Consider the following 1,350-nt stretch of genomic DNA (forward strand, 5'->3'; position numbering starts at 1 on the left):
GACGGCAGGTGGCGGCGCGACCGGAACGCCGGCGTGACGACGAGCTCCGCGGGTGCCGGGAGGACACGCTGGCGCGCGGCCAGCCCGAGCGGTCCGAAGGCGCGGAGGGCGACTCCGGCACTCCGCCGTCGGCCCCGGCGGAACGGGGCGAACCGGACACGTGCGGTGCGACGCTCGCCGGACGGGACGGTGAGCCGGACGCGCGTCGGGCCGTGGCCGGTCGAGGGCTCCCACATGTCGCGCACGACGGCGCGGAGTGCCCGACCGCCGTCGTTGGCGAGGACGAGCGTGCCGTCGGCCACGGTGTCGCGGCGGGCGAGTCGGGGCATCCGCCGGTCGACCCGCACACGCCGGAGATCGGCGGCGAGCACCACGTCGACCGTCGCCGCCAGGAGGACGACCGCCACCCAGGCGAACCCGCCCCACCCCGTCCCGAGGAGCACGAGGGGGACGACGCCCACCGCGAGGAGCGCGACGAAGCGACCGCTGACCGCCACTAGATCGGCACCCGGACCTGTTCGAGCACCTGCTGCAGCACCCCGTCGGCGCCGACGCCCTCGAGCTCGGCGTCCGCGGCAACCCGGAGCCGGTGCCGCCACACGGGGAGGACCATCGCCTGCACGTGGTCCGGGGTGATGGCGTCGTAGCCGGTGATCCACGCCCAGGCCTTCGCCGCGGCGAGGAGGGCGGTCGCCCCACGAGGGCTGACGCCGACGCGGACGGACGGCGCCTGCCGGGTGGCCCGCGCCAGGTCGACCACGTAGGCGAGGACGTCGTCACGGGCCCCGACCCCGCGGACGGCCTGCTGCGCGGCGAGCACCTCGTCGCGTCCGACGACCGGGACGATCCCCGCCGACGAGACGTCCCGCGGGACGAAGCCGTCCGCGTGACGTCGCAGCACCTGCCACTCCACGTCGCGCGGCGGCACCTCGAGGGTGAGCTTCATGAGGAACCGGTCGAGCTGGGCCTCCGGCAGCGTGTAGGTGCCCTCGAACTCGATCGGGTTCATCGTCGCGGCGACGAAGAACGGGTCGGGCAGCGCGCGGGCGTCGCCGTCCACGCTCACCTGACGCTCCTCCATGGCCTCGAGGAGCGCCGACTGGGTCTTCGGCGGGGTGCGGTTCACCTCGTCCGCGAGGAGCACGTTGGTGAAGACCGGGCCCTCGCGGAACGGGAACGTGCCCGTGGACGCGTCGTACACGAGCGAGCCGGTGACGTCGCCCGGCATGAGGTCCGGCGTGAACTGGATCCGCTTCGTGTCCAGGGACATCGCGGCCGCGAGGCTCCGCACGAGCAGGGTCTTCGCGACACCGGGGACCCCCTCGAGCAGGACGTGCCCCTGCGCGAGCA

Annotated in this window: 1 protein-coding gene and 1 pseudogene; both read right to left on the bottom strand. The window is 74.8% G+C overall.

Annotated elements, in window-relative coordinates; all coding sequences use genetic code 11:
- Positions 1-497: pseudogene (locus I59_RS22085) on the bottom strand (DUF58 domain-containing protein); the annotation flags it as partial.
- Positions 497-1,350, bottom strand: an 854-nt coding sequence (locus I59_RS10295) for a MoxR family ATPase (protein WP_022903798.1), incomplete at its 5' end; no start/stop codon positions are given. The pseudogene I59_RS22085 and the gene I59_RS10295, both read right to left, overlap by 1 nt.

This window comes from Curtobacterium sp. B8 (genome assembly GCF_000333315.1).
GTDB classification, from domain to species: Bacteria; Actinomycetota; Actinomycetes; order Actinomycetales; family Microbacteriaceae; genus Curtobacterium; species Curtobacterium luteum.